The following is an 18,105-nucleotide window of genomic DNA, read 5'->3' as shown; positions in this document are numbered from 1 at the left end:
CATGGCTAGATTGAATGTAAAGCCAACCCGGATGGAACTGTCCAATTTGAAAGCGCGTCTGGTGCTATCCACCCGCGGCCATAAACTGCTGAAGGATAAGCAAGATGAACTGATGCGTCAATTCATTAATCTGATCCGCGAAAACAACATACTGAGGGATGAAGTCGAAAAAGAGTTGACCGCCTCCATGCGTTCTTTCGTTGTAGCGAAGTCGCTTCTGAATGAGGCTTTCATTGAAGAATTGTTCTCTGTACCCGCTACAGCGGTGGAATTGGACATCCAAGAAAAAAATATCATGAGTGTTGTTGTTCCCCAAATGAACTTTTCGATAGCCAACAAAGACGAAAAATCAACGGATTTGCAGTACGGCTACGTAAACTCAAACGGTGAACTGGATGATGCAATCAAAAAGATTGAAGATATCCTTCCGAAATTGCTTAAATTATCGGAAATCGAAAAAACATGCCAACTTCTTGCCGATGAGATCGAAAAGACAAGAAGGCGCGTAAATGCATTGGAATACAAAATGATTCCGCAGTTGCAGGAGACGATCCGTTACATCCAGATGAAACTCGAGGAGAACGAGCGCTCCAGCATTGTCCGGATGATGAAAGTCAAAGACATGGGCGCTTCATGATGCCGCAAGAACAAGACCGGGATATCCTTGTCTTGTTCTTTTTTGTCATTTGGGGCGCTTTTGTGTGGCAAGCGTGTCCCATTATGGAGTGCTATTGTTGAAAACGGTAACTAATAAAATGTTGGCGGAAGACTCTAGTAAAGGTTTTAACCTTGACGAAATTGTGTTAAACTATGAAATAATAAACAGAACGCCTCATTAGGTTGTACGCTGCTGTAAAAATATAATTGGATGGTGGGCATTAAATGACAGAAAAAGGATTGTTGATTGTCTTATCCGGACCTTCGGGAGTAGGCAAAGGGACTGTGAGACAAGCAATTTTTTCTCGTGGTGAACGGGAGTTCATATATTCAATTTCCGCTACGACCCGCAAAGCGCGCGAAGGGGAAGTGGATGGCAAAGATTATTTCTTCAAGGAAAAAGAAGAATTCGAGAGAATGATCGCCGATAATGAACTGTTGGAATATACCGAGTATGTAGGTAATTACTATGGTACGCCAATCGACTATGTAAGAAGAACGTTGGACACGGGAAAAGATATTTTTCTGGAGATCGAAGTTCAAGGTGCCATGCAAGTGAAGGAACGCATGCCTGAAGGGATATTCATCTTCTTGACGCCTCCTGATATGACGGAACTGGAATCACGGATCGTAAATCGCGGTACGGACGAGTCTCCGATTATCAAGCAAAGAATGGAAAAGGCTATTGAAGAGCTCAGTTTGATGCGTTATTATGATTATGCGGTAGAAAACGACACAGTAGAGAATGCGGTACAGAAAGTGCTTGGCATCATCCAAAGCGAACACTTGAAAGTTTCACGGATTCTGGATACCATCTGTGCGGATGAAAGGGAGTAAAATATTATGATGTTATATCCTTCGATCGATAAATTGTTGGAGCAAGTGGATTCAAAATATTCAATGGTCATTCTTTCAAGCAAAAGAGCGCATCAATTGCACGATCGCTCCGAGCCTTTATTGGATACTTACCAGTCATTCAAGAATGTCGGACGTGCTTTGGAAGAAGTAGTTGCCGGCGAATTGGAAATCGATCCGAAATCCATCATCCCTGAAAGATAACAGAATAGGAATGAAAAAAGACTACTGTTTTTGAACTTCAAAATCAGTAGTTTTATTTTTTTGATGCCGAAAACTCCGACAAGACTTTATCGGCATAATTTAGTAATATAATGGTTAGAATATGAAGGGGAGGGCTTTATTTGCAAATTGCAAAAGTGATTGTCGATATACCTGCAATGCAGACCAATCGTCCCTTTGATTATGCGATCCCTCCTGCTATGGAGCACAAATTAGGCAAAGGCATGCGCGTTGAGGTGTCTTTCAACAAACGCATCATCCAAGGGTTCATAACGGAAATTTCTGATCATACCGATTTTGAAGGAGAACTGAAAGAAATCATCCAACCTTTGGATATCGAGCCGGCTTTGACCGAAGAGTTGCTTTTGTTGGGCGAGGAAATGGCGGAAACCGTTTATGCCTATCGGATCCATTGTTACCAGACGATGTTGCCGCCTTTGATGAAGGCGAAGTACGAAAAAGAAATAGAGATTGTCGATGAATTGGATGAGGAGAGCTTCTACGGACTTTTTCAAGGGAAAAGCAAAATGAGTTGGGAAAATGCCGTCGATCGCGGTATTTTGCCGCAACTGATTGAATTGAAGCGAGCCGGGAAGATTGAAGTCAATTACATCCTCAAAAACCAGGCCAAGGCAAAAACGGTGCAAGTCTATTATTCCGATCTGGAAATGGACATTCTGGAAGACGCATACCGCAGCCTGAAGAAATCGGCCAAGCAACAGCAAGCCTTGTTGGCGGCAATCATGTCCATGAACGGAACCCCGTTGACGTCCAAGGAATACAAGGATCAATTCGACATCGGTTCAAGCACAATCCGGACCGGCGTAGAGAAGGGTTGGCTCAAAGTGGCGGACCGAGAAATACTCCGGGATCCCTTTAAGGATAGGCTATTCCAAAAAACCGAAGCATTGCCTCTATCGGACGAACAAACGGCAGCTTTTCAGGCGATGGGTGCCAGCATCACGGAAGAACGGCATGAGATTTTTTTGCTGCAAGGCGTTACGGGAAGCGGAAAGACCGAAGTCTACCTCCAATTGATCGCTGAAGTGATCAAACAAGGCAAGACCGCCTTGATGCTTGTCCCCGAAATTGCTTTGACTCCGCAGATGGTCAACCACTTCAAGAGCCGCTTTGGAAACCGCGTGGCAGTGATGCACAGTGCGTTGTCATCGGGAGAGAAATACGACGAGTGGCGCAAAATCCACCGCGGCGCTGCCGATGTCGTAGTTGGTGCGCGTTCTTCCATTTTTGCTCCGGTTGAAAATCTCGGCATCATCATTATGGATGAAGAGCACGAGACTACGTATAAACAGGACGAAAATCCGAAGTATCATGCGCGGAACATAGCGATTTGGCGCGGGCAGCATAACCATTGCCCGGTTGTTCTGGGAAGCGCCACGCCTTCGCTGGAGTCGCGGGCCAGGGCGCAAAAAAAAGTTTACACATTGGTCGAATTGAAGGGACGCTTCAATCAACGGGCGCTGCCCGAGGTCGAAATTGTCGATATGCGTGATGAATTCAAAGCGAACAACCGCAGCAGTTTTTCCATGGTCCTGCAGGAAAAGATCACGGACCGTCTTCAGAAGAAACAGCAGATTGTGCTGATGCTGAACAAAAGGGGCTATTCCTCTTTCATCATGTGCCGGGATTGCGGTTTCGTCCTCGAGTGCCCGAACTGCGACATCAGTCTGACTTTGCATATGGACAGCAAAACGATGAAGTGCCATTACTGCGGCCATGAAGAAGAAATCCCCAACACCTGTCCGAAATGCAAAGGGCACAACTTCCGCTATTACGGAACGGGAACCCAAAAAATCGAGGAAGAACTGCAGGCGCTTTTCCCTGATGCGCGCATTTTGCGCATGGATGTGGACACCACCCGTAAGAAAGGCGGCCATGAGGCTATCCTGTCGGCATTCGGAAGAGGAGAGGCCGACATCCTGCTGGGCACACAGATGATCGCAAAAGGATTGGACTTTCCGAACATCACGTTGGTCGGCGTCATCAATGCCGATACTTCATTAGGGCTGCCGGATTTCCGGTCTTCGGAAAGGACATTCCAGCTGCTGACCCAAGTCAGCGGACGGGCAGGTCGTGCGGAGTTGTCTGGTGAGGTGGTCGTGCAGTCCTACAATCCGGATCATTACGCCATCCTTTTTGCCCAACAGCACAATTACGAAGGCTTTTACCGTACCGAGATGGCGCTACGGCACAAAGCGGGTTATCCGCCTTATTTTTACACCGCGCTCATCACCGTAAGCAACCCTGACGAAAAGATAGCGCAGAAGAAAATTTATGAAATCCATGAGATCCTTCAAAAAAAACTTGAGCCTGACACAATCATGCTCGGGCCATCCAAAGGGTCCATCGCGAGAGTGAACAACCGCTATTATTTTCAGATATTAGTAAAATACAAACAGGAAACCAAACTACATCCGGCATTGAAACAAATTTTGGATGAGTCACAAAAAGAAAATGCACGCGGGCTCTACATTTCGATCGATTCAGAGCCGGTCAACTTCTTCTAGGAGGTATACAAATGAAAAAAATCATTTTTATGGGCACCCCAGAATTTTCAGTGCCCATTTTAGAGGCATTAATGCAACATGAGTATGATGTGATCGCAGTTGTCACACAACCGGACCGCCCGGTAGGCAGGAAGAAAACATTGACGCCTTCTCCGGTGAAAGAAGCCGCACTGAAGCACGGTCTACGGGTCTATCAGCCGGAAAAAATATCCGGTTCACCAGAAATGGATGAGCTGATTGCCTTAAATCCGGATCTGATCGTGACGGCGGCCTATGGACAATTCCTGCCGGTTAAGCTCCTGAATGCTCCCCGTTTCCGCTCCATCAATGTGCATGCTTCTTTGTTGCCGAAATATCGTGGGGGCGCACCGGTTCATTACGCCATCATCAATGGCGAAAGTGAAACCGGCGTGTCCATCATGTATATGGAGAAAAAAATGGATGCCGGGGCTGTTTTGGCGCAGGAAGCCATACCGATCACCGAGGCAGATGATGTCGGAACAATGTTTCTGAAGTTGAGCGAACTGGGCAAAAATCTTTTGATCGGAACATTGCCTGATTTTTTCCTAGGAAAACTAGTGCCGCAAGAACAGGATGAATCTGCAGCCACCTTTTCACCGAACATCAAACGCGAAGAGGAACGCATCAATTGGTCTAAAACGGCCGCACAAATAGCCTTCCAAGTCCGAGGTATGCGTCCGTGGCCTGTCGCACATACGCTTTTGAACGGACAACGGATCAAAGTATGGGCTGGACAGGCTGTCGAGCTGACCACTGCCGATGAACCGGGAACAGTGATCGCAACAGACAAGCACGCTCTGTATGTAGCTTGCGGGGAGCGCACTGTCTTCAAAATGACGGAACTCCAACCTGCTGGGAAAAAGCGCATGTCAGCGGCAGACTACTTGCGGGGCAGCGCCTGCGAAATTCATGAAGGTACAAGGTTTGAAACGGATGGACAATAAACTTAAAAATAAAATCAAACACACAGTCCGTTATCTGGCTGTCGAAATATTGGAAAGCGTAGAGAATGAAGGTGCGTATTCCAATCTTATTCTGAACAAAGTCATTCAATCCGAAAAGTTGTCCCCGAAAGATGCCGGCTTATTGACCGAAATTGTCTATGGCGTCATCCAGCGGAAAATGACCTTGGATTATGGCCTTTCGGCGTACATCAAAGATCCAAAAAAACAACTTTCTTGGGTAACTAATTTATTGCGCGTCTCTGCCTATCAGATGGTCTATTTGACGAAGGTTCCGGATCATGCCGTTCTTTTCGATGCGGTTGAGATTGCGAAAGCCAAGGGCCATGCGGGCCTCGCCAGTTATGTGAACGGTGTGCTGCGGAATGTGCAACGGAATGGGCTACGCGATTGGAAAACGATCAGCAATGCCAAGAAGCGCATCAGTGTAGGGGCCAGTATGCCTAAGTGGCTCGTCGCTTATTTCATTGAAAAAATCGGTATCGAGGAAACCGAAAAAATGGCTTTCTCCTTATTGGAAGATCCATTCGTATCGGTTCGATTGCAGTCACAGGCAATGTCTCGGGAAGAGGCGCTCGAGCTGTTGCAAACAGATGGCTATGATGTGGTCCCAAGTCCTGTTTCACCTTCGGGCATCCGGATCCGCGGCGGGAAAATAGTTGACTCCCCGTTATTCAAAGATGGCGTCCTTACAATTCAAGACGAATCGAGTCAGTTGGTCGCACCGGTAGGAGAGCTGGAAAAGGATTTTCTGGTTTTGGACAGCTGTGCCGCACCGGGTGGGAAGACGACGCACATGGCCAGTTATCTCTCGGCTTCGGAAAACGGTAAAGTCATCGCCTTGGATATGTATGAGCACAAGATAGGCTTGATCAACCAAAATGCCGAACGGCTGCACGTAGCTGATCGCATCGAAACCCGCGTAATGGATGCCAAAGAAGCAGGCACAGCATTTACGCCGGAATCCTTTGATGCCATCTACGTGGATGCACCTTGTTCTGGGTTGGGTTTGATGCGCAGAAAACCGGAAATCAAATATGTGAAAAATATACAGGACTTTTTGGACTTGCATCAAGAGCAACTTCAGATCTTGGACTCCGTCAGTTCGTTGTTAAAAAAAGGTGGACGTTTGGTATACAGTACATGTACACTAACTAAAGAAGAGAATCAAATGACTGTCCAGACATTCATTGAAAATCATGCCGAATTTGCAATTGTCCCGATACACGCCGATTATCTGGATAAAAAATCTTTCACTCCTGAAGGATTTGTGCAGATATATCCGCATGATTATGGAACTGATGGATTCTTCATCAGCTGTATGGTAAAAAGGTAAATGATTAAGAAAGAATTGAGGGAAAAGAATGCAGATAGCCTTCAAAAGTGATAGAGGCAAAAATAGAGCAATCAATCAAGATTATGTGAGTTATTTCATGAACGAGGCCCAGCAGCCGCTCATGATCGTATGCGATGGCATGGGCGGCCATAAGGCTGGTGACGTCGCCAGCGAAATGGGGGTATCCCATCTGGGTGCAGCCTGGAAAGGATCCCGTTTCACGAACAGCGAAGAATTGTCCCGTTGGCTGATCGCCAACATCCAGCGCGTCAATGATCTGGTCTTTCAAAAATCGTTGGATTACAGCGACCTGGATGGAATGGGTACGACTTTGGTAGCGGCGGTAGTCGTGGGCAAGGAAATCATTATTGCCAATATCGGCGACAGTCGGGCTTATGTCTACAGAAATTATAAACTCCGTCAAATCACGGAAGACCATTCCTTGGTGAATGAATTCATCAAGTCAGGGGAAATAACCCCGGAAGAAGCGCAGCATCATCCAAGAAAGAACATTTTGACGCGCTCCTTAGGCGTTTCCCGGAAACTGGATATCGATATCATGGCTATGCCGCTTGTGCAGGGTGACCTGTTGGTTCTTTGCTCCGATGGCTTGACCAACATGATGGATGATGAAGAGCTCGCCCAGATGCTGAAGGAATGGCTTCCTCTTGAAGAAAAAGTCCTTTCCTTGGTCGATAAAGCGAATGAGGCTGGCGGGCTGGACAACATCACAGTCCTTTTGGCTGATTTTACGGATAGAGAGGGGGAATCGCTGTGGAGGCAGGAAAGAAACTAGGCGGCCGCTATAAAATCGTCCGGCATATCGGAAGCGGCGGGATGGCGAACGTTTACCTGGGCCATGATCTGATTTTGGATCGCCCAGTGGCCATCAAAGTATTGCGCTTTGACTTCCGCAATAACAAGGATGCCCTGCGCCGTTTCCAGCGTGAAGCCCTCTCAGCCACACAGTTGATCCATCCGAACATCGTAGGTGTATACGATGTGGATGAAGAAGATGAAGTGCAATACATCGTGATGGAATTCATCGATGGCACGGATTTGAAAAAATATATCGACATTCAAGGCAGGGTTTCGCCGGAGAAATCGATCCATATCATGCACCAAGTTTTGTCGGCTGTGGCGTTGGCCCACAAAAATCGGATCATCCATAGGGACATCAAACCACAAAATATTCTGATCGATAATCAGGACCGCATCAAAATTACCGATTTCGGTATTGCTGTTGCGCTATCGGAAACATCGATCACCCAGACGAATACGCTACTGGGCTCCGTCCATTACTTGTCTCCAGAGCAAGCCAGAGGCAGTATGGCCACTTCAAAATCAGACATCTACGCTTTAGGAGTTGTCCTGTACGAGTTACTTAGCGGGGCGGTCCCATTCGATGGAGAATCAGCTGTCAGCGTCGCCTTGAAGCATTTTCAGGAACCGATGCCTTTCATTCGAGAGAACCATCCGGAGATCCCTCAAAGTTTGGAAAATGTCATTATGAAGGCCACCGCGAAAGAACCACTAGATCGTTATGCTACCTGTGAAGAAATGATGGCGGATCTCGATACTTGCTTGAATGAGGAGCGCTTGCACGAAGCACCTTTTATGCCAGTATCGCTGTTGCAGGAAACAAAAGTACTCACACCCTTATCAGCTGAAATAGTGGCCAAAGCGGACAGCGATAAAACGATTGTTTCACCTCCACCAACCGTAAAAACTGAACCGATCCACGAATACGAATCAGGGCGGGAGGTCGCTGGAGGCAAGAAAAAACGAAAGAAATGGACATTTGTTCTCTTCATGGTGTTGCTGCTGAGTCTGATTGCCAGCTTTTTCTTCTTTTTTTACAATAACCAGGAAGCAGATGCAGTGACTGTGCCGGATGTGTCCGATATGGATCAAGCCAGTGCACGACTTGCATTGGAAGATGTGGGATTGGTATTGGGGGACATTAAGGAAGAATACAGTGATGAAGTCGAAGAAGATGCAGTCATTGAAACGTCACCCAAAATCGGTACATCCGTTGAAGTCGGTGATGAAATCGACTTGGTTATCAGTCTGGGCGAGGAATTGTTCACGCTTCTCGACTATGAAGGGCAAGAATATGACAGGGTTCTGGAAGACTTGCGTAAAGAAGGCTTTACGATCGAAAGGACACATGAATTCAGCAGCGAAGTCGCTGCAGGCGACATCATTAGCCAGAGCTTAGAGCCTGGCGCGGAAGTGAAACCAAGCGAAACTACGCTGTCATTTCTAGTGAGTGACGGAAATGAATCCTATACGATGCGCGATCTATCGGGATATACGAGAAAGAGCGTCGAGGATTATGCAGGACAATACGGGCTCGCGTTGACGGTCACTGAAGCTTATTCAGATACGATTGCAGCAGGCCTAGTCGTAAGCCAAAGTCTTGCAGGTGGATCTCCCTTTGTATCCGGGGATGCCTTGAATGTGGTGATTTCGACAGGCCCTGAACAGCCGAAGGTGGTTTCCTTCAGCCGTACCATCACGATTCCCTATCTCGCGTCAGCCGCACCTCAACCCGCTTCTGAGAGCAGCAACAGTCAAATCGATGGAAATGCCAACAGCAATGCGGCCGTCAGTAGTTCTTCCAACGAACCCAACCATATCGTCATATATGTCCAGGACGAAGATCATGTCCTTAGTGATGTATTCCGTGAGTTCGATATAGCAGCGGATGAAGTCGTAACATTGAATTTCCGTATTCTGGAAGGCAGCTCCGCTTCTTACCGGATCGAAAGAGATGGCAAAGTCATCAACGAAGCGTCGGATCTTACACAATAGAAATGTATAGGCTACAAAAAATGACAAACATCAAAATGGTTTGTCATTTTTTTGTAGAACAGTGTAGAATAGAGAGAAAGAACTAAACTAGGAGGCGTTGTCGATTTGCAAAAAGGACAAGTCAGGAAAGCAATAAGCGGATTTTATTATGTGTATGTGGACGGTCAAACGTATCAGACGAGAGGAAGAGGCAACTTCCGCGTGAAAAACATGGCTCCGCTTATTGGGGATTTTGTCGATTTCGAAAGTGACAACTTAACGGAGGGTGTTCTGTTGGATATCTACCCAAGGAAAAATGAATTGATTCGTCCGACAGTGGCGAATGTCGATTTTGGCGTCATTGTGATGTCGGCGATCGAACCCGATTTTTCTTCCTATTTGGTGGATCGTTTCTTGGTTTACCTGGAAGCGAACAACATCAGTCCCATCATCTACGTTACAAAAATTGATCTATTAAATGAAAAAGCTAAGAAAGATATGCTTCAGTACAAAACTTACTATGAATCGATCGGGTACACGATGATTTTATCGGATTATCCCGAAGGAGCGTCCTCTTTGGAAGAGTTGGTTACGACCATGGGCAAAGGAATGGCTGTGTTTATGGGCCAATCAGGTGCCGGAAAATCCACTTTATTGAATCAATTGATGCCCGAATTGGATTTGCTGACAGGCGAAATCTCGACCGCCTTGGGTAGGGGGCGCCATACGACGCGGCATGTCGAGTTGCATCCTGTTGGGGAGGCTCTGATTGCTGATACACCTGGTTTCAGTACAATCGACTTGATCGACATTGAAGCGGTCGATTTGCCTTCTTTTTTTCCGGATTTTGAAGCGCTGCGCGATCAATGCCGATTCGGCGGTTGCATGCACATTAATGAGCCGGATTGCCGGGTGAAAGAGGCAGTTGCCTCCGGAACGGTTGCCCCATATAGGTACGAACACTATCTGCAGTTCCATGAGGAAATCGTCGGACGCAAACCGATGTACATAAAAAAAAATAAGAGGTAAGGTGTGTGTGAAAATGAAAATTGCTCCATCCATATTAAGTGCTGATTTCGCGAATTTAGAGCGGGATGTCAAGTTGGTCGAACAAGCTGGTGCCGATTATATCCACATTGATGCTATGGACGGCCAATTCGTTGCCAATTTGACGTTGGGCCCAAATGTTGTGCAGGCAATCCGTCCGCACACAAAATTACCGTTGGATTGCCATTTGATGGTAAACACACCTGAAAATCTGATCCCGGCTTTCGCCAGGGCCGGCGCGGATATCATCACGATTCACGCGGAGGCAACTGCCCACATCCATGGTGCAATCCAAATGATCAAAAATGAAAACATTGCAGCCGGCGTCGTCATCAATCCAGGTACAAGCGTAGACGTCATCAAACCCGTTTTGGGCGATGTCGATATGGTGCTCGTCATGACCGTCAACCCGGGTTTCGGGGGCCAAGGTTTCATCGAAAGCACTTTGGACAAAATCCAAGAGCTAGCGTCCTTGCGCGAAAAGCATGGGTATCATTACGAAATCGAAGTCGATGGCGGTATTACACATGAGACGATCGTCAAGTGCATTCAGGCGGGGGCGGATGTATTCGTAGCCGGTTCCTACATTTATGACGACGAAAATCCAGCAGCTGCCATCAGCCGATTGAAGGATGCTTGCCATAATGCGGTCTGAAAAAGTGGTGATTGTGGTCGGCGGAGACCAGACGGATGTTGCCGCCTTGATCCACCGCTATTCGGAAAGCCATCGGTTGATCGGTGCGGACAGGGGAGCGTTGACGCTTGCGGAACTGCTCACACATTTCGATGCGGCCATCGGTGATTTTGATTCCGTTAGCCCGGCAGAAATGGAAGACATCGAACTGAAAAGTCACGTTTGCCTCACTCTGCCTGCGCAAAAAGATGAAACGGATACTGAGGCCGCCATTGCCTATGCGATTGAAACGTTCAAGCCGGAGGAAATCATTCTTTTGGGTGCCTTCGGGGGGCGTTTGGACCATCTGATGAGCAATTTGTGGTTGGCGTTCCATCCGCTCGTGAAAGGGATGGACGGCAAAATCAGCCTAATGGATCGGCATAATACCTTGCGGTTTTATATGCCAGGCAGTTATGTGCTGGAAAAAGAAACGGATAAAAAATATTTGTCGTTCATTGGCATGACCCCAATCAAGAAATTGACCTTGACCGGAGTTGCTTATCCTTTGAACGGAAAAGATTACGATTATCCGGTAGCTCTGGTCAGCAATGAGTTTGAAGAGGCTGAGATGCATTTCTCTTTTGAATCAGGTCTTCTGGCCGTCATCCAAAGCGTTGACAAACGCAAATAAAGGAAAGAAGCCGCGATTTTGAAGGGGCTTCTTTCCTTTGTTTTTTAAACTGCAAATAAAAAAAGATGAGCTGGAATCATGGCATGGTCCCGGGGCTCATCTATATTTTTATACTCTTTCAACTTTACCAGATTTCAAAGCTCGAGCTGAAACCCATACTTTTTTAGGTTTTCCATCGACTAAGATACGAACTTTTTGTAAGTTAGGCTTGAAAGTACGTTTAGTGTAGTTCATAGCGTGGGAACGGTTATTACCTGAACGGCTTTTACGTCCTGTTACGAAACATTCTTTTGACATTTTCTTTCCTCCTTTGCTGTTACAGAAGCAAAGCTTCTTTCCAATTCATACACTTGATTAATTTATCATAATTCAAAAGTGAATGCAACTGTTTTAAAGGAAAAATACTTGACAGCTCTTTTTTTTATCTTGCACTCATAAAATATCCGCATTTGGCTGTCTTCAATGAGGATGGAACGGTAGATGAGAAAACTCTGAAAATATTTCGAAAAAAAGTCAAAATTGCCGTAAATCGATCGGAAATAAGAAATTTAATCGCAAAAAGTTATTTCTTTTGTATAAAATATGCTATCATAATTTGTAATTAACGATTGTGTGCATACATTAAGGAGGCTATTATAAATGGCAGTTAAAATCCAAACACAATATGGGATGGTTGACTTATCGAACGACGTAATCGCTACGGTAGTAGGCGGCGCCGCAACGGATAATTATGGCGTGGTCGGCATGGCCAGCAAAAATCAAATCAGAGATAATATCAGTGAAATATTGAAAAAAGAGAACTATTCTCGCGGTGCCGTGATTCGCCAAGAAGAAAATGGAGTAGCTGTTGATGTTTATATCATTGTACTCTACGGAACAAAAATTTCTGAAATTTGCCGGAATGTTCAAACACAAGTCAAATATAATCTTGAAATGATGTTGGGCTTTTCCGCGAATACAGTGAATGTGTTCGTCCAAGGCGTTAGAGTATTAAAGGACTAAAGATTACAGATCACCATGATTTATGGTGAAGGAGGATTATAAGGTGAAGAAAACTGAATTAACAGCGGAAGACTTTAAGGCGATGGTCGCAATCGGCGCCGAACGCCTTAGTGAGAATGCAGAATATGTGAATTCTTTGAATGTGTTCCCTGTTCCAGATGGAGATACGGGCACAAACATGAATCTATCATTCACATCCGGAGCTGAACGAGTTAGGCTGTCGAATGCTACAAAAATAGATCAATTAGGATCGGACTTGGCTAAAGGCTTATTGATGGGGGCTAGAGGGAACTCAGGCGTCATTTTATCCCAACTGTTCCGCGGCTTTTCGAAGGCGATCGAAGGAAAAACAACCTTGAATACAACTGATTTTGCTGAAGCTTTTTCCCACGGCGTTGAGACAGCCTATAAAGCGGTCATGAAACCTGTGGAAGGCACCATTTTGACGGTTGCGCGTGAATCAGCCAAAGCCGGTATGAAAAAAGCCGAACATACAAATGATATCATTGAGTTGATGACGACCGTACTCAAAGTCGCGCAGATTGCGTTGGATAAGACACCGGATCTGTTGCCGGTATTGAAAGAAGTAGGCGTCGTCGACAGCGGTGGACAAGGCCTTGTATACATTTATGAAGGTTTCCTGGAATCATTGACTGGAGAAAAAGTGCCTTCCGCTGACAAAGTCACCGCGCAAGCAGATGTAACCGAAATCGCTCACCAAGAAAATTATCATAATGTTTCGCACGCCATTGCGACTGAAGATATTGAATTCGGTTATTGCACAGAAATCATGGTCAAACTAGGCGAAGGCGAAACCGTGACGGACGTCTTTGACTACGACACATTCCGTAATCATCTGAACGAAATCGGGGATTCCCTATTGGTCGTTGCGGATGACGAAATCGTGAAGGTCCATGTGCATACCGAGTATCCAGGGGAAGTCATGAACTATGGCCAAAAATTCGGCTCTCTAATGAAAATCAAAGTGGACAATATGCGCATGCAACATGATGCAGTCCTAGAAAAAGCCGATGCGCCCGCCAAAAAAATTGAAAAAGTTCCTTATGGTGTGATAGCAGTAGCTGCCGGAGAAGGTGTGCATGCCTTGTTCAAGAGCATGGGCGTCTCCACAATCATCAATGGCGGACAAACGATGAATCCGAGCACGGAAGACATCCTTAAGGCGATCGAAAGCACAAATGCCGAAAAAACAATCATTTTGCCGAATAACAAAAATATTTTCATGGCCGCAGATCAGGCTGCCGAGGTTTCTGATGCAGATGTGGTTGTAGTGGCTTCGAAGACGATCTCACAAGGTCTGACAGCTATGCTTGCCTTCAATGAATCAGAGGACTTGGAAACCAATAAAGCCAACATGACTGCTGAACTGGAAAATGTTGTCAGCGGACAGATCACGAATGCCGTGCGCGACACAGTCATAGACGGATTGACCATCACCAAGGACGACTTCATGGGAATCGTCGACGGGAAAATACTGACTGCCGACAAGGACAGAAAAGCCGCAACGGTAGAAACCCTGAAAAAAATGATCACGGATGACAGCGAAATCGTCACCATCATCTTCGGGGAAGACAGCGATGAGAAAGAAAGCAAAGAGATTGCGTCGGTCATCGAAGCGGAATATGACTTTTTGGAAGTGGAAGTGCAAGAAGGAAACCAACCGGTATACAGTTATCTTCTTTCTGTAGAATAATCTGAAAAAGCTGAACGAGTTTCTCTGTTCGGCTTTTCTTTTTCAAAAACGGTTGGCCAGAGAAACTGTCCTGCTCCCGGAAGAAAGGAGGCGAACGGATGGAAGCGGAAGATAACAAGCAATTGGATATTTATGATCCAGTCGGGGAGTTGCCTCATGTAGGACCGAAGAGGGTCGAGGCGCTGCATTCGTTGGGCATCGATTCGATCTATGATCTGATCACACATTTTCCTTTCCGTTATGAGGACATAAAAGTCAAAACCTTGGACGAAATCGAGGATTCGGACAAAGTTACGCTGAAAGGACAAGTCGTGACGGCTCCGGTCGTACATCATTACGGTTTTAAAAAAAGCAGGCTATCATTCAAATTAGCCATCGAAGACGCCATTATCTCGGTAACCTTCTTCAATCAGCCATACCTGAAACAAAAAATCCTACTCGAGGATGAGGTTGCAATCTTTGGGAAATGGGAACGCGCACGTCAAAGTTTGGCAGGGATGAAAATCCTCGGCAGTTCGAACGGACAGGATGATTATGCGGCCATTTATCACGTCAACAAGACGATCAAGCAGCAGACCGTCCTGAATCTGATCAAACAGGCGATCGAGCTGTATGCTCCGGTCATTCCCGAGATTCTTCCGCAGCATTTGCTGCAGACGTATCATCTGATGAGCCATCGGGAAGCTATCCGGGCTATGCACTTTCCCAAAAATAATGAAGAATCAGAACAAGCGAGACGGCAAATCATCTATCAGGAGTTTTTCCTTTACCAGGTACGCCTGCAATTGCTGCAGTTGAGCCGAAAAACCAACAACCGAGGCATTCCGATCCTGTATGATGTGGACAAGCTGAAGGGATTCATAGCGACTTTGCCATTTGAACTGACCGATGGACAAAAGAAGGTCGTCAACGAAATATGCCGAGATATGCGCAAACCTTATGAAATGAACCGGCTGTTGCAAGGGGATGTCGGTAGCGGCAAAACAATCGTAGCGGTGATCGCCCTGATGGCTACGGTGCTGGGCGGGTACCAAGGGGCGTTCATGGTTCCTACTGAAATTTTGGCGGAACAGCATTATCGTACCTTGCAGAGCCTGTTCGAATATACCGATGTCTCCGTTGCCCTGCTAACCGGCAGCACGAAGGCAAAAGACCGGAAAGAATTGTTGAACCGGCTTGCAGGGGGCGACTTGCATATCCTCATCGGAACCCACGCCCTGATCCAAGAGGATGTCGTTTTTGCCAACCTTGGTTTGGTCATCACCGATGAGCAGCACCGCTTCGGTGTTCAACAGAGGCACAAGCTGAACGAAAAAGGGAACAACCCGAATGTTTTATATATGACTGCCACGCCGATCCCGAGAACGTTGGCGATTACCACGATGGGCGAAATGGACGTTTCGGTGCTTGACCAGATGCCCGACGGCAGAAAACCGATCAAAACCATCTGGAACAAATCGGATAAGATTGAAAATGTGCTTGAGTTCATCCGGAAACAGATGGATAATGGACAACAGGCGTACATCATCACACCTCTGATCGAGAAATCTGAGTCGCTTGATGTCAAGAACGCGGAAGATGTGCATCAAGCCGTGACAGCCTATTACAAAGGGAAATACCAAATCGGTCTGTTGCATGGCCGTCTCAAGTCCGAAGAAAAGGATCAAATCATGCGCCGTTTCCAAAACAACGAGCTGCAGGTACTGGTATCAACGACAGTCATAGAAGTCGGTCTTAATGTGCCAAATGCAACAGTGATGGTCATCCAGGATGCCGATCGATTCGGGTTATCCCAGCTCCACCAATTGCGGGGGCGAGTCGGTCGGGGAGACATAGAATCCTATTGTGTGCTGGTTGCCGATCCGAAAACCGATAACGGCAAGGAACGCATGCGCATCATGGTGGAGTCAACTGACGGTTTTTACCTGAGTCAACGCGATTTGGAATTGCGAGGACCCGGTGATCTTTTCGGAAACAAACAATCTGGCTTGCCCGATTTCAAATCCGGAGACATCGTGCGGGATGCCGTAATCCTGGATATTGCGCACAATGACGCTATCCAAATCACGCGCGAACAAGACTTTGAAAGCAACCCTGCCTACGAAAGTTTGCGGGAAGCAGTCGAACGCGAAAAAGAGAAGTTGAAGAGATTACAGTGAAACTAACAAAAGTGAGGTATACAATCTATGAAAATCGCTGTCGATGCGATGGGCGGGGATTTTGCGCCCCAAGCAATAGTAGAGGGCATTTTAATGGCTGCCAAAGAATTTAATGATTTAGAATTTTTGCTTTTTGGTGACGAAGCCAAAATTCGCAAAGCGTTAGGGAATCAATATGCCGAAGATGGGAAAATCACGATCATTCATACGACCGAAAAGATCGAGAGTGACGATGAACCCGTGAAGGCAATTCGCAGGAAAAAACAAGCTTCGATGGTGCTGGCTGCACAAGCAGTCAAAAATAAAGAAGCCGACGCATTATTTTCGGCAGGTAATACGGGTGCGCTTTTAGCAGCTGGATTATTGATCATCGGCCGGATCAAAGGAATCGACAGACCTGGCTTGATGCCGATTCTGCCCGTCATTGGGAAGGAGAATGAACAATTCCTGTTGATGGATGCAGGCGCAAATGCTGACTGCAAACCGGAAAACATCTACCAGTTCGGCCTTTTGGGCTCGTATTATGCCAAGTTTGTGCAAGGCATCGACAACCCGAGGATCGCTTTGTTGAACAATGGTTCCGAAGCGACGAAGGGAAGCGAACTGTCCAAAAAAGCCTATGCATTGCTGGAAGCGGACTCCGAAATCAATTTTACTGGTAATGTTGAAGCACGGGAAATTTTGCTGGGAGCTGCGGATGTCGTCGTGACGGATGGTTTCACCGGGAACGCCGTGCTGAAAACGATGGAAGGAACGGCAATGTCCTTGCTGAAGTTGATTAAAGCCCAATTGCTTTCAGGTGGCCTGAAGACAAAAATCGGCGCAATGCTGATCAAGGATTCCTTTTCGGAAATCAAAGATACGATGGATTATTCGAAGCACGGAGGAGCCGTACTATTCGGATTGCGGGCTCCGGTCGTCAAGACGCATGGCTCTGCGGATAAAATCGCTGTCTACCACACAGTGAAGCAAATCCGCAAAATCATCAGTTCAAACGTCATCGATGACGTCGTGAAGCACTTTGATGAAATGAATGCCCAGCCTATAAGCAAAACTGAGCAAGAATAAAAAAATATAGACAAAAGATTAGCGTATGGGTAAAATAGATGTGAGCCTTTACAAAATATTTTTAGTAAATGTGATGTAATTGGTTATGGAACGATAATGGAGGTGTAACGCTTGGCAGATACAAATACTTTTGAGCGAGTAGCCAAGATGGTTATTGAACGATTCGGTGTCGATGAAGCAAAAGTTACGAGAGAGTTGACTTTCCAAAACGACCTTGGGGCGGATTCATTGGATATTGTTGAACTCGTTATGGAACTGGAAGATGTCTTTGCTGTACAGATTTCCGATGAAGATGCTGAGAGGATAATCACAGTAGGAGATGCAGTCGACTACATCGATTCTCAAAAATAAGGATCGCAATAATTTAACGACAGAAGCAACGTTGACGGTTTTCAAATGCCAATGTTGCTTTTTTTTCAGGCCAAGAGGGC

The 18,105-nt window shown here is 46.3% G+C and carries 17 protein-coding genes; 16 read left to right on the top strand and 1 reads right to left on the bottom strand.

Annotated features, from left to right (window positions below):
• The first annotated feature begins 1 nt into the window (after position 1).
• The 11 genes from WBM30_RS05965 (at position 2) to WBM30_RS05915 (ending at position 11,731) form a co-directional block, all read left to right on the top strand.
• Positions 2 to 637 (top strand): V-type ATP synthase subunit D, encoded by a 636-nt coding sequence (locus tag WBM30_RS05965; RefSeq protein ID WP_424899832.1) that lies wholly within the window; start codon positions 2 to 4, stop codon positions 635 to 637.
• Between the two features lie 245 nt (positions 638 to 882).
• Positions 883 to 1,494 carry a guanylate kinase gene (gmk, locus tag WBM30_RS05960; RefSeq protein WP_424899831.1) on the top strand — a complete coding sequence of 204 codons (612 nt, stop codon included), beginning with the start codon at positions 883 to 885 and terminating at the stop codon, positions 1,492 to 1,494.
• A 6-nt stretch (positions 1,495 to 1,500) separates the two neighbouring features.
• The gene (gene rpoZ, locus WBM30_RS05955) at positions 1,501 to 1,716 is read left to right on the top strand and encodes a DNA-directed RNA polymerase subunit omega (RefSeq protein WP_086628158.1); all 216 of its coding nucleotides are present in this window, start codon (positions 1,501 to 1,503) and stop codon (positions 1,714 to 1,716) included.
• A gap of 140 nt (positions 1,717 to 1,856) precedes the next feature.
• Positions 1,857 to 4,262, top strand: coding sequence for a primosomal protein N' (gene priA / locus WBM30_RS05950; protein ID WP_424899830.1), 2,406 nt, complete (start codon positions 1,857 to 1,859; stop codon positions 4,260 to 4,262).
• A gap of 11 nt (positions 4,263 to 4,273) precedes the next feature.
• On the top strand, positions 4,274 to 5,227 hold the full coding sequence (gene fmt / locus WBM30_RS05945; protein ID WP_424899829.1) for a methionyl-tRNA formyltransferase: 954 nt from the start codon (positions 4,274 to 4,276) through the stop codon (positions 5,225 to 5,227).
• Positions 5,217 to 6,581 (top strand): 16S rRNA (cytosine(967)-C(5))-methyltransferase RsmB, encoded by a 1,365-nt coding sequence (rsmB, locus tag WBM30_RS05940; RefSeq protein WP_424899828.1) that lies wholly within the window; start codon positions 5,217 to 5,219, stop codon positions 6,579 to 6,581. Before fmt ends, rsmB begins: the two co-directional genes overlap by 11 nt.
• Before the next feature lie 28 nt (positions 6,582 to 6,609).
• Positions 6,610 to 7,377 carry a Stp1/IreP family PP2C-type Ser/Thr phosphatase gene (locus WBM30_RS05935; protein WP_424899827.1) on the top strand — a complete coding sequence of 256 codons (768 nt, stop codon included), beginning with the start codon at positions 6,610 to 6,612 and terminating at the stop codon, positions 7,375 to 7,377.
• Positions 7,356 to 9,398: a Stk1 family PASTA domain-containing Ser/Thr kinase gene (gene pknB, locus WBM30_RS05930; protein WP_424899826.1), complete on the top strand. Its 2,043-nt coding sequence runs from the start codon at positions 7,356 to 7,358 to the stop codon at positions 9,396 to 9,398. The genes WBM30_RS05935 and pknB overlap by 22 nt, the downstream gene beginning before the upstream one ends.
• A 105-nt stretch (positions 9,399 to 9,503) precedes the next feature.
• Positions 9,504 to 10,406 carry a ribosome small subunit-dependent GTPase A gene (rsgA, locus tag WBM30_RS05925; protein WP_424899825.1) on the top strand — a complete coding sequence of 301 codons (903 nt, stop codon included), beginning with the start codon at positions 9,504 to 9,506 and terminating at the stop codon, positions 10,404 to 10,406.
• 13 nt (positions 10,407 to 10,419) lie between these two features.
• Complete coding sequence (gene rpe / locus WBM30_RS05920; protein ID WP_424899849.1) at positions 10,420 to 11,079, top strand: ribulose-phosphate 3-epimerase; 660 nt, start codon at positions 10,420 to 10,422, stop codon at positions 11,077 to 11,079.
• Entirely contained in the window at positions 11,069 to 11,731 is a 663-nt protein-coding gene (locus WBM30_RS05915) for a thiamine diphosphokinase (protein WP_424899824.1), read from the top strand. Before rpe ends, WBM30_RS05915 begins: the two co-directional genes overlap by 11 nt.
• Positions 11,732 to 11,839: 108 nt before the next feature.
• Here the strand turns inward: WBM30_RS05915 and rpmB are convergent, their stop codons facing one another.
• Positions 11,840 to 12,028 (bottom strand): 50S ribosomal protein L28, encoded by a 189-nt coding sequence (rpmB, locus tag WBM30_RS05910; protein WP_068562155.1) that lies wholly within the window; start codon positions 12,026 to 12,028, stop codon positions 11,840 to 11,842.
• A 342-nt stretch (positions 12,029 to 12,370) separates the two neighbouring features.
• Here rpmB and WBM30_RS05905 point away from each other — a divergent pair, with 342 nt between their 5' ends.
• The 5 genes from WBM30_RS05905 (at position 12,371) to acpP (ending at position 18,025) form a co-directional block, all read left to right on the top strand.
• The gene (locus tag WBM30_RS05905) at positions 12,371 to 12,733 is read left to right on the top strand and encodes an Asp23/Gls24 family envelope stress response protein (RefSeq protein ID WP_086941655.1); all 363 of its coding nucleotides are present in this window, start codon (positions 12,371 to 12,373) and stop codon (positions 12,731 to 12,733) included.
• Positions 12,734 to 12,776: 43 nt separating this feature from the next.
• Positions 12,777 to 14,447 (top strand): DAK2 domain-containing protein, encoded by a 1,671-nt coding sequence (locus WBM30_RS05900; RefSeq protein ID WP_424899823.1) that lies wholly within the window; start codon positions 12,777 to 12,779, stop codon positions 14,445 to 14,447.
• Positions 14,448 to 14,545: 98 nt separating this feature from the next.
• Positions 14,546 to 16,606, top strand: coding sequence for an ATP-dependent DNA helicase RecG (recG, locus tag WBM30_RS05895; protein WP_424899822.1), 2,061 nt, complete (start codon positions 14,546 to 14,548; stop codon positions 16,604 to 16,606).
• A gap of 27 nt (positions 16,607 to 16,633) precedes the next feature.
• Positions 16,634 to 17,674, top strand: a complete 1,041-nt coding sequence (gene plsX / locus WBM30_RS05890; RefSeq protein ID WP_424899821.1) for a phosphate acyltransferase PlsX — start codon at positions 16,634 to 16,636, stop codon at positions 17,672 to 17,674.
• 111 nt (positions 17,675 to 17,785) lie between these two features.
• A complete protein-coding gene (acpP, locus tag WBM30_RS05885; RefSeq protein WP_086985298.1) occupies positions 17,786 to 18,025 on the top strand; it encodes an acyl carrier protein in 240 nt (79 codons plus the stop codon).
• Positions 18,026 to 18,105 lie beyond the last annotated feature (80 nt).

It is taken from the genome of Trichococcus sp. (assembly GCF_049684335.1).
Taxonomy (GTDB): domain Bacteria; phylum Bacillota; class Bacilli; order Lactobacillales; family Aerococcaceae; genus Trichococcus.
Note: the sequence above shows the minus strand (reverse complement) of the source record. Positions and strands in the feature narration are given on the sequence as shown.

Coding starts and splice junctions, on each gene's coding strand:
- WBM30_RS05965 (WP_424899832.1), top strand. CDS start 2: ATGGCTAGATTGAATGTAAAGCCAACCCGGATGGAACTGTCCAATTTG.
- gmk (WP_424899831.1), top strand. CDS start 883: ATGACAGAAAAAGGATTGTTGATTGTCTTATCCGGACCTTCGGGAGTA.
- rpoZ (WP_086628158.1), top strand. CDS start 1,501: ATGATGTTATATCCTTCGATCGATAAATTGTTGGAGCAAGTGGATTCA.
- fmt (WP_424899829.1), top strand. CDS start 4,274: ATGAAAAAAATCATTTTTATGGGCACCCCAGAATTTTCAGTGCCCATT.
- rsmB (WP_424899828.1), top strand. CDS start 5,217: ATGGACAATAAACTTAAAAATAAAATCAAACACACAGTCCGTTATCTG.
- WBM30_RS05935 (WP_424899827.1), top strand. CDS start 6,610: ATGCAGATAGCCTTCAAAAGTGATAGAGGCAAAAATAGAGCAATCAAT.
- rpe (WP_424899849.1), top strand. CDS start 10,420: ATGAAAATTGCTCCATCCATATTAAGTGCTGATTTCGCGAATTTAGAG.
- WBM30_RS05915 (WP_424899824.1), top strand. CDS start 11,069: ATGCGGTCTGAAAAAGTGGTGATTGTGGTCGGCGGAGACCAGACGGAT.
- rpmB (WP_068562155.1), bottom strand. CDS start 12,028: ATGTCAAAAGAATGTTTCGTAACAGGACGTAAAAGCCGTTCAGGTAAT.
- WBM30_RS05905 (WP_086941655.1), top strand. CDS start 12,371: ATGGCAGTTAAAATCCAAACACAATATGGGATGGTTGACTTATCGAAC.
- recG (WP_424899822.1), top strand. CDS start 14,546: ATGGAAGCGGAAGATAACAAGCAATTGGATATTTATGATCCAGTCGGG.
- plsX (WP_424899821.1), top strand. CDS start 16,634: ATGAAAATCGCTGTCGATGCGATGGGCGGGGATTTTGCGCCCCAAGCA.